We start from the raw sequence: 9816 nt of genomic DNA, 5'->3' as shown, positions 1-9816 counted from the left end.
TGGATAAGGCTTTTAGACTTTTTTGACCTCAAAAAGTCCCGACCCTTGCAGTGATTGAGGGGAAAATTCCGGGACTTTTTGCCTGAAAATTAGGTAATTGACCAGGTGAAAATGGGTAAAACCCCACACCCCACACCCCACGCCCTGCCACCAGGAAAAACTTTTTCAGCAGACCCTAGATAGATGGTTTCCTAGCTCTAAAAGGTGTAGTAATTGCGGGTATATTGCCCTTGAAAATGCCGTTAAATGTTCGAGAATGGGACTGTCCAGACTGTGGGACTCACCATGACCGAGATATTAACGCTAGTAAAAACATTTTGGCCGCAGGGCTTGCGGTGTCAGTCTGTAGAGCGACCATAAGACCAGAACAGAGTAAATCTGTTAAGGCAGGTGCGGAACCCCGCAAGGGAAAGAAGCAGAAACCTAAATCGTGAGGTTTGGGAATCGCCGTCCGTTTTACGGCGGTGAGGATGTCAAAGCAGGAATAGTTTTTTTGTACGCTAAGAAATAATAGCAAGAATTCCCCTGTGGAAAATCTGTGGAAAACCTGAGCTTTTTTTGATCGCTCTTTCCGGGCTAAAATCTATCAATAGCAATAACTTCGCCCATTGCTAGGTTTTTCTGGCCATTCTGAAAAGATTGTGGAAAAATTGTCAACAGTGAAATTTTTACCCTTTCTCAGCCAATTACATCAGCTGTTAACCATCAAGCTATAAGTCAAGAAGAGCGAGACTTGAGCCGACCAGCGCTCTTCCTAGGGAAAAATTGCGTCAAATGTAGGCCAGTGATCTTTAAAATGGAACAAGCAGCAGGAAGTTAACAAAACAAAGCTCCGGGCATTCCCCGAAACCGATAGACTCAAATAGACAAGGAGACAGGATTGGTTAGCACATCTTCGTATCAAACAACAAAATCGAAAGAAATCTTTACAGCCGCTCAAAAATTAATGCCGGGGGGTGTAAGTTCCCCCGTGCGGGCCTTTAAATCCGTCGGTGGTCAACCCATCGTTTTTGAAAGCGTCAAAGGGGCCTATATTCGCGACGTGGACGGTAACGAATACATCGACTATGTGGGAACTTGGGGGCCGGCTATCTGTGGTCATGCCCATCCCGAAGTGATTGCCGCCCTACACGATGCCCTAGACAAAGGAACCAGTTTCGGCGCTCCCTGTGTTCAGGAAAATATTCTCGCTGAAATGGTGATTGATGCCGTTCCCAGCATTGAAATGGTGCGTTTTGTCAATTCCGGCACCGAAGCCTGTATGTCCGTCCTGCGCTTAATGCGGGCTTTTACCGGCCGGGATAAAATCATCAAATTCGAGGGCTGTTACCACGGTCACGCCGATATGTTCCTCGTTAAAGCCGGCTCTGGTGTAGCGACCCTGGGCCTACCCGACTCGCCGGGGGTTCCCAAAACCACCACTAACAACACTTTAACCGCCCCCTACAATGACCTGGAAGCGGTCAAAGCCCTCTTTGTCGAAAATCCCGACTCGATCGCCGGGGTGATTTTAGAGCCAGTGGTGGGTAATGCCGGCTTTATCGTGCCGGATGCTGGCTTTTTAGAGGGATTGCGGGAATTAACCAAGGAATACGGAGCCTTATTAATGTTTGATGAGGTAATGACCGGATTTCGCATCGCCTACGGTGGCGCTCAGGAAAAATTCGGCATTACCCCCGATTTAACCACCCTGGGCAAAGTTATCGGCGGTGGGCTGCCGGTGGGGGCCTACGGCGGTCGGGCCGATATTATGGCGATGGTGGCTCCGGCCGGCCCGATGTACCAAGCGGGAACCTTATCCGGCAACCCTTTGGCCATGACAGCAGGAATTAAAACCCTCGAGTTACTCCAGCGCCCCGGCACCTACCAATATCTCGATAAAGTGACCAAATCCTTAACTGAAGGGCTGCTGAAAGTGGCCAGAGATGCTGGTCACAGCGTTTCTGGAGGTTATATTAGCGCCATGTTCGGAATGTTTTTCACTGGCTCCCCCGTACATAACTATGAAGATGCCAAAAAGGCCGATGTGGCTAAATTCGGTCGTTTTCACCGGGGAATGTTGGAAAGAGGCGTTTATCTAGCTCCTTCCCAGTTTGAAGCTGGTTTTACTTCTTTAGCTCACACAGAGGCCGATATCGAACGGACTTTGGCCGCCGCTAAGGAGGTTTTAGCAAGTTTATAGTTAATGCCGCTTCGACTGGGAAAATTGATTGATAGAGTCCCAAGATTGATGAGTTGACATTTCCCCGCTTGCAAAAGACGGGGATTCTCCGGGGAAATTTGCGGAGAAACCCCGAACAATCGAGGGATTATTCTCCCCAGCACTGTCAAACCTATCAGTCTAACCACAGGCCGACCCTTTTTAGTCAACCAGATGGAGGAGACCATGAGCAAGCGGTATCTAACTTGACAAAAATTACCTCGGTTTTTATAATCCTGAAACCGTTAACAAAATTGAGCGATAAATAGCCCAGCAAAAAATCAAGAAAAACAGCAAAAAAAACGGGGTTCCCCCCTTGACAAATAGCCAAAACTAGGCATTAGTTAAATTTAATGATTTTTTAATAAAAACCGCTTTCTATCACCAGAAAGAGCGATGGGTAGATTTTTATCAGAGTAATGTAATCATCTTTACAGCTATTGGGGATCAAAGGATGTTAGGGTGAAGGAGCGATGAGAAACACACTTTAAGATCACCCCAATTGCTATGGCACAGATTCTCGATCCCCTCCCCAACGGCAAGAAAAATAGTATTCTTTGTTGCTATGTCAATGCGACCAATCATATTCAAATTGTTCGCATCACCAATATTGCTAACTGGTATTTTGAAAGGGTGGTTTTCCCCGGGCAGCGTTTAGTATTTGAGACCCTAGCGGATGCTTTCTTAGAGATTCATACGGGGATGATGGCCAGTGCCATCCTTTCCGATAACATCCCCTGTGAACGCCTTTATATCAGCGATGGGGATGACGATGACTCCGATGGTCAACTAGAGGGGGAAATATTTTATCCCCATTCCCTAGAGGAAAGTCAAGGGGCGAAAATTGACAATACCGTACCCTTCGGTTTAAGTTTAGCTTCCGCCTAGCTAATCAACTAATCTGATAATTCCCCTCGCACGAGAATCACAGTGCAATTAACGGCACAGGCAATCGTTGAGGGGATATTGCCATTTAAGAACTGATTGAGCAAACTTTCCCTAGATGCACCCAAAAGCACCAAGGAACAATCCTCCGATTCTACCAGATGAATCACCGCCTCGGCCGGAGAGGCCGAACGAATCGGTAAAGGCACAATCGGCTGTGCGATCGCTTTCTGTAAAGATGCTTGTAAAACTTCCAAAGTGGACAGATCTGGCAGTAACTCCGTCGGGGAATAGATTTTACATAACCAAAGTTCGGGATGATCCGAAGACTCGGACAAAGACAGCAAACTAGGCAATAATGCTAAAGCGCGTTGGGCATTGGGACCGCCGGCGGTGGGAATCAGCCAAATCCTTTCCCGATTAAGATCGTTGGGAAAACAATCCTTTGTCCCCAATTTTACCAAGATGGTTTCACAGGGGGCTTCAGCAATCAAAGTATCGACTAAAAACCCGAAAATCGCCCCGGTGGTGGATTTTTCCCCCGTCCAACCCATAATTAATAAATTGCTGTGTCGTTCGCGAATCGTCGCCAAAATCCCGTCGGCGATATCCTGAGCCACGGAAATTTGTGTATGAACAGAGATATTCTGCCGTCGGGCTAATCTTTCCAGACGATGAAGTAATTTGCGTCCTTCCCGCGTATCTACCTTTACTTCCGCCGGAGAACTAAGACGAGGCACAGTAATCACATAGAGACAATCTATTTCATAATTGCGTTGACGGGCGATCGCAGCAGCAATTTTAAACAAAGCGGTAGCGGTGTCGGGATTGGCAATGGGTAACAAAATCCGGCCTATTCCCACGGCCGGGGAACGAGTTTGATAAACCACATAGGAAGGGGTACTGGGTTGGGGCAGTTGACAAACTCCCCCCAATTGATCGGCTTCCACCCGAATAATATCGGTGCGGGTGATGATCCCCACCAGTTTTTGACCGTCGGTAACAGGTAAACGGGAAAGCTGATAGCGATTTAAGAGAAATAAAACATCGCTTAAAGCTGCCTGGGGGGCCACAGTAATCGGATTGGGAGTCATGATCTCCCGTAGGACTGTTTGACTGTTTTTCGATCGCCATTTATCCAGATCACTTTGGGTAAAAATCCCCAATAGTCGCCCCTGTTCCACCACGGGAAAACCGCGATGATGGGAACGGGACATAATTTTCACCACTTCCCCCAGGGGTAAATCTGCCGCCAGAATTTCCACCTGGGATTGCATCACATCTATAGCCGACAGATGGGCCAACACATCATTAGCAGGGGTTTCTTCGTTGAGAATAATGCCACTAGCGGAAAGTAAATGCTGATAGAGGGAACCGGGGTGAATGCTTTCGGCAGTGATATAAGAAACGGCACAGGTCAACATCAGGGGCAGCACAACATTAAAATTGCGATGCAGTTCAAAGACAATCACGATCGCCGTTACTGGAACCCTGACTACTCCCGTAAAAAAAGCCCCCATACCGGCTAAAGTATAACTAGCTTCGCTGCCGAAACCCATCATTTTCGTCTCGATTCCCCCCACCAGAAACCCCAAGCAGGAGCCCAACACCAAAGCGGGGGCGAGGAGTCCTCCCGGAGCGCCAGAACTATAGGAGATCATCGTCAGGAAAAAATAGACCACAAAAGCGAGGGCGGTATTCTGCCAACTTAATTCCCCTGCCAGCAAAAATTCCCGTAAACCCGTATTATCTCGAAAAAAGTCGGGTAAAAAGGCCACTACCGTTCCCGATAACCAGCTGACCAGACCGATGCGCCAAGCTAGAGATAACCGCCAACGCCGCTGCAGCTGGCTACAAAAAAGGATGCCTTGATTGAATAAAGCCCCCAATAAGCCCGCTAAAGCCCCTAAAAGGCAATAAATGGGGATTTCTTGGGCAGAGAAGCTAATATCGGCATATTCAGTGATCATTGAGGGGGTATTCTGCAGCATCATTGAAACCACGGCCCCGGTAAAGGAAGCCACAATCGCCGTTTCTAGGGTCATACTGGAGACATCGCGCATTAATTCCTCGATCACAAAGAGGACGCCGGCGATGGGAGTAGTAAAACCGGCCGCTAACCCCGCGGCTGCCCCGGCTGCGATCATCTGACGACGGTGATCAGGACTGGTGGGCAGCCAGACGCTTAACTGGGCCGCTAGGGCCGCCCCGATGTGTACCGTGGGGGCGCGACGACCAAGGGTTAAACCACCGCCAAGGATCAGGATCGCCCCGATCATTTTTACTAGGGCGACCCGCCAAGACAGGGGCAAAGGATATTTAGCTAAGGCCGCTTTTACTTGGGGAATACCACCCCCGGCGGCCGCGGGGGAGAAGTGTTCGACAATCCAACCGGCACTGTAACCGAGCAGAAAACCGCCGAGGGGCAAAACTAGGAAAGGAGAGGAATTGGCTACTAGATGCACCCGCCAACCACCTAACCAACCGATACCCAATTTCAGGATAATAGCGGCAAGGGCGGAGAGAATTCCGATTAAACAGGCTACCAGTAAAGCATAGCGACTATCAGTCGCGCTACGTCCGAAGTGTTGGGATTTAAACCACTGACGGAGGTTTTGGTGACGGGCAAAAAGTCCCATAATTATCAGGGAGAATCAAGGCAATGGCGGAGCGAGGATTTATTTAGGGTTCTGATTCCTCGTTTCTTTAATCATAGGCCGTTAAGTTCTGTCACCGTTCACCTTGTTGCTACCAGTGGCCCTAATAGTAGTTTTTCTATCGATGGGCTAGGATCAAAGGTTGTCCCTGTCTTTGAGCGGAGGGTATTTTAAAGTTTCAAGAGAAATATAATCAGATATAGTCAAGCATGGCAATATGTGGACAGGAAACTATCAGACTAGGCAAAAAAAACAGGAATAAGTTATCGAACGGCTTGGAGGTGGTGGAAACAAGGGAATTTAACAGGCTATCAATTGCCTTCTGGTACAATTATCATAACGGATGACAACCATTCAAAACCCGACTTGATAGCTGGCACTTATGCAAGAGTTTCCAGCGCCGAAAATAAAGACAATCTAGATAGACAAGCTGACCGATTAAAAGATTATGCTGTTGCTAGAGGCCACAAAATCTACAAAGTTGTCGAAGAAGTAGGCAGTGGGATAATCGCCAACAATTAGCCAAAATTCTAGTTGACCCCAATTATGTTGGTTCAATAATTTTTATCCCTGCTCTAAATTCCCGCAGTGCTTGAGCATGATTTTCTGTATTAATACAACGCAGCAATAAACCTACATCTAAACTCGGTAAAAGTTGCGATTTACTAACAGCTTCATATCCCTCATTTCCTAAACTATAAAACAATAACTCATCATTCGTCCAAAACCAAACTTCAGGAATTTGTAACCGTTTGTATGCTTCCAGTTTATTAATTCCTCCACTACTAACAACCACCTCAATCACTAAATCAGGATGTTTTCTATTTGCTCCCAATTCATAAGATTCATCACCTTCTTTTTTAACCTTTTCAAATTCATTTTCTAGGGTGACAGAACCAGTAGGAGTAAAATCTAATTCCAAAAATTCTAAATAAATTTCTACTAAAGAAGCAATACGTTTTTTGATAGTTTCCTGTTTTTTCCCTGGCATTTTTCTAATCTCCAAAACTCCATCTAAAAAAGATAACCTTAACCCTGGGCGCTCAATTAGCTGTTCAACAGCTTTAAATTCTCTCCAGGTTAGGTCACTAATTAAAATTGGTTCTGCTTCTCGTTCGATGAGTGTAGTTATCATAATTTCAACCCAAATTTAGAGAGTGAATTTTGCTCAACATGATATCATATAAAAATAGATTATCATAAAAACAGGACTTACGCAAAAAAGACCGAAAGTAGGGGTAATTCATGAATTACCCCTACGCAAGAATAAGGCGTTCAGCCACGTCTTGCGTAAGTCCTAAAAAAACATCATGCAAGCATACAAACTCAAAGGAAAAATTGATCAATCTGGTAACTTGCTGATTACCCAACCCCTGAATTTACCCCCCAGAAACGTGGAAATTGTAGTTTGGGCAGCCACAGATACCCTTGATCATACCACAACCCCAACCACTGAACCAGCACCAGAAACACCAAAAAGACCAACTAAAATCAAGGTTTTGCAAAACTGGTTTGAGAAAACCCAACCTGCACCTCCTGATTTTGATCCAGATCAAGCTAAATGGGAATATTTAAAGGAGAAACATAACCTGTGAAAATCTTGCTTGATACCAACATAATTATAGATAGTGTAAACTTAAATTGTTCACTCATTACCAAAATTCTATGACTCGCTGGTTTAATATTGCCGGTCCCTGTAAAGACGATATCCACTATATGCTCTCTCCCACAGTACGATTACCAGATTTAGAGGAGCTAATTCAACAACGTAGTTATTTTGTCCTTCACGCACCACGACAAACAGGGAAAACCACCGCAATGTTAGCTCTAGCACAACAACTTACTAATACAGGAAATTATGCAGCAGTCATGGTGTCAGTGGAAGTAGGAAGTGCATTTAATCATGATCCCAGTGCAGCAGAATTAGCGATTTTAAGAGCTTGGTATAATACAATAAATATCCGCTTACCCAAAGAATTACAACCACCTGTTAAACAATGGCAACAGGAAGAACCAGGAAATAGAATTAATGATTTTTTAACAGGTTGGGCAAAATCTTTAAACCGACCTTTAGTATTATTTATAGATGAAATTGATTCTTTACAAGACCAAACATTAATATCAGTTTTACGACAGTTAAGAGATGGTTTTCCTAATCGTCCAGAAAATTTCCCGACCTCAGTAGGATTAATTGGTTTGCGAGATGTGCGAGATTATAAAGTAGCATCTGGTGGTAGTGATAGATTAAATACATCCAGTCCTTTTAATATAAAAGTTGCTTCTCTGACTATGCGAAATTTTAATCTTGCAGAAGTGGTTGAATTATATCAACAACATACAGCAGCAACTGGACAAATTTTCACACCAGAAGCTATAGAAACAGCGTTTGATTTAACTCAAGGACAACCTTGGTTAGTCAATGCTTTAGCTAAAGAAATTGTAGAAAAAATGGTAAAAGATAGAAATATCGGTATTACCAAAGAACATATTTTAACAGCCAAAGAAATATTAATTAATCGTCAGGATACTCATTTAGATAGTTTGGCGGAAAAACTCAGAGAAAAACGAGTGAAAAACATTATTGAACCGATTTTAGCAGGGCAAACCTTACCCGATACCCTAGCAGATGATCGCCAATATTTAATAGATTTAGGACTATTACGACGTGATCCAAGGGGAGGATTAGTTATTTCTAATCCCATTTATCGTGAAGTAATTCCCCGCGTTTTATTCCAAGGAACTCAAGACAGTTTACCTTTAATTAGTCCTAGTTGGTTGACGGCAAAAGGTGAATTAAATATTGATGCTTTATTAACAGCATTTCTCAAGTTTTGGCGACAACAGGTCGAACCATTATTAAGTAGTGCTGCTTACCATGAAATTGCCCCACATATAGTATTAATGGCTTTTTTACATCGTGTGGTGAATGGTGGGGGAGTTTTAGAAAGGGAATATGCAATTGGTAGCGATAGAATGGATTTATGTCTGAGTTATAAAGATGTAATTTTAGGGATTGAATTAAAAGTATGGCGGGATAAAAAACGCGATCCTCAAGCTGATGGAATTGAACAATTAGAATCTTATTTAGGGCGTTTGGGTTTAGATTTTGGTTGGTTATTTATCTTTGATAGGAGGAAAAATGCTTTACCAATGGAAGAAAGATTATCCACTGAAGTTGTGGTGACAGAAAATCAATATAGAATTACTGTGATTAGGGCATGATTGTTATATTTTTTGTTTCACGCAGAGGCGCTACAGTCGCAGAGAGGAGAAAGGAAAGAGGGATTTTTGCAGATTGTTTTTCTCTGTATCCTTGAAAATTGTAGAGTAAACAAATCTGGACGAATTACCATTAGGGATAACTTTTAGGTATTAGGGAAAAAGACGATTTTTCCCAGAATGCCTAGTATTCCTGTCACCAAAATTCCGACAATGCCAAGAAACCCATTAGTGCTAATATTAACCCGTGCATTCAGGTCGTCAATACGCTTTTCTATTTCCATAACTTTAGAATCTAGGGCTTTAATATCCCCTCTTATTTCTGATTGTCCTATCTCTAGCTTATTAACATCTCTTTGTAAAGAGTCGATTTTTCCCTCAATCCTTGTCAGGACTGTTTCAAGGGAATAAGTTACGGTTTCGTTAGACATTTTGCTAAACTCCTACTTTTGCTGATTTTTTCTCTAATCGACAAGGCATCAAAATTGCCGATATGCAAGACTAAGGATAACTTTTAGGGATTAGGAAAAAAGACGATTTTTCCCAGAATACCTAGTATTCCTGTCACCAAAATTTCGACAATGCCAAGAAACCCATTATTGCTAATATTCACCCGTACATTCAGGTCGTCAATACGCTTTTCTATTTCCATAACTTTAGAATCTAGGGCTTTAATATCCCCTCTTATTTCTGATTGTCCTATCTCTAGCTTAGTTAGGGTCTGCTGAATAAATCTAAAAACCTTGTTGGATAAGACTTTTGGACTTTTTTCCCCTCAAAAAGTGCCAGCCATTGCGGGGATCGGGGGAAAATTCAGGTACTTTTTCCCTGAAAATTAGGTAGTTGACCACCTCA

7 protein-coding genes and 3 pseudogenes are annotated in these 9816 nt (G+C 43.8%); 6 read left to right on the top strand and 4 right to left on the bottom strand.

Annotated elements, in window-relative coordinates; genetic code table 11:
- Positions 1 to 175: 175 nt before the first annotated feature.
- The 3 genes and pseudogenes from O9332_RS10835 to O9332_RS10825 all read left to right on the top strand — a co-directional run.
- Positions 176 to 434 (top strand): annotated as a pseudogene (locus O9332_RS10835) (zinc ribbon domain-containing protein); the annotation flags it as partial.
- 446 nt (positions 435 to 880) lie between these two features.
- A complete protein-coding gene (gene hemL, locus O9332_RS10830) occupies positions 881 to 2182 on the top strand; it encodes a glutamate-1-semialdehyde 2,1-aminomutase (RefSeq protein ID WP_002761693.1) in 1302 nt (433 codons plus the stop codon).
- Positions 2183 to 2707: 525 nt separating this feature from the next.
- Positions 2708 to 3088 (top strand): DUF1830 domain-containing protein, encoded by a 381-nt coding sequence (locus tag O9332_RS10825; RefSeq protein WP_016516404.1) that lies wholly within the window; start codon positions 2708 to 2710, stop codon positions 3086 to 3088.
- An 8-nt stretch (positions 3089 to 3096) separates the two neighbouring features.
- Here O9332_RS10825 and O9332_RS10820 read toward each other — a convergent pair whose 3' ends face one another.
- Positions 3097 to 5724, bottom strand: coding sequence for a chloride channel protein (locus O9332_RS10820; RefSeq protein WP_288025441.1), 2628 nt, complete (start codon positions 5722 to 5724; stop codon positions 3097 to 3099).
- A 390-nt stretch (positions 5725 to 6114) separates the two neighbouring features.
- Between O9332_RS10820 and O9332_RS10815 the strand changes: the two are divergent.
- A pseudogene (locus tag O9332_RS10815) lies at positions 6115 to 6249 on the top strand (recombinase family protein); the annotation flags it as partial.
- Positions 6250 to 6286: 37 nt separating this feature from the next.
- Here O9332_RS10815 and O9332_RS10810 read toward each other — a convergent pair.
- Entirely contained in the window at positions 6287 to 6877 is a 591-nt protein-coding gene (locus O9332_RS10810; RefSeq protein ID WP_147069283.1) for a Uma2 family endonuclease, read from the bottom strand.
- A gap of 175 nt (positions 6878 to 7052) precedes the next feature.
- Between O9332_RS10810 and O9332_RS10805 the strand changes: the two genes are divergently transcribed.
- Both O9332_RS10805 and O9332_RS10800 read left to right on the top strand, forming a co-directional pair.
- Positions 7053 to 7337: a hypothetical protein gene (locus O9332_RS10805; RefSeq protein ID WP_002761688.1), complete on the top strand. Its 285-nt coding sequence runs from the start codon at positions 7053 to 7055 to the stop codon at positions 7335 to 7337.
- Positions 7338 to 7407: 70 nt separating this feature from the next.
- Positions 7408 to 8964 (top strand): AAA-like domain-containing protein, encoded by a 1557-nt coding sequence (locus O9332_RS10800; RefSeq protein WP_002761687.1) that lies wholly within the window; start codon positions 7408 to 7410, stop codon positions 8962 to 8964.
- Between the two features lie 143 nt (positions 8965 to 9107).
- Here O9332_RS10800 and O9332_RS10795 read toward each other — a convergent pair whose 3' ends face one another.
- Complete coding sequence (locus O9332_RS10795) at positions 9108 to 9392, bottom strand: DUF4164 domain-containing protein (RefSeq protein WP_288025436.1); 285 nt, start codon at positions 9390 to 9392, stop codon at positions 9108 to 9110.
- An 83-nt stretch (positions 9393 to 9475) separates the two neighbouring features.
- Positions 9476 to 9682 (bottom strand): annotated as a pseudogene (locus tag O9332_RS10790) (DUF4164 domain-containing protein); the annotation flags it as partial.
- Positions 9683 to 9816: the final 134 nt, after the last annotated feature.

It is taken from the genome of Microcystis sp. LE19-10.1B (genome assembly GCF_027530565.1).
Lineage (GTDB): Bacteria > Cyanobacteriota > Cyanobacteriia > Cyanobacteriales > Microcystaceae > Microcystis > Microcystis aeruginosa.
Note: the sequence above shows the minus strand (reverse complement) of the source record. Positions and strands in the feature narration are given on the sequence as shown.

What these genes read in the sequence shown, in the direction of transcription:
- O9332_RS10825 (WP_016516404.1), top strand. Translation starts at nt 2,708, where the DNA reads ATGGCACAGATTCTCGATCCCCTCCCCAACGGCAAGAAAAATAGTATT.
- O9332_RS10820 (WP_288025441.1), bottom strand. Translation starts at nt 5,724, where the DNA reads ATGGGACTTTTTGCCCGTCACCAAAACCTCCGTCAGTGGTTTAAATCC.
- O9332_RS10810 (WP_147069283.1), bottom strand. Translation starts at nt 6,877, where the DNA reads ATGATAACTACACTCATCGAACGAGAAGCAGAACCAATTTTAATTAGT.
- O9332_RS10805 (WP_002761688.1), top strand. Translation starts at nt 7,053, where the DNA reads ATGCAAGCATACAAACTCAAAGGAAAAATTGATCAATCTGGTAACTTG.
- O9332_RS10800 (WP_002761687.1), top strand. Translation starts at nt 7,408, where the DNA reads ATGACTCGCTGGTTTAATATTGCCGGTCCCTGTAAAGACGATATCCAC.
- O9332_RS10795 (WP_288025436.1), bottom strand. Translation starts at nt 9,392, where the DNA reads ATGTCTAACGAAACCGTAACTTATTCCCTTGAAACAGTCCTGACAAGG.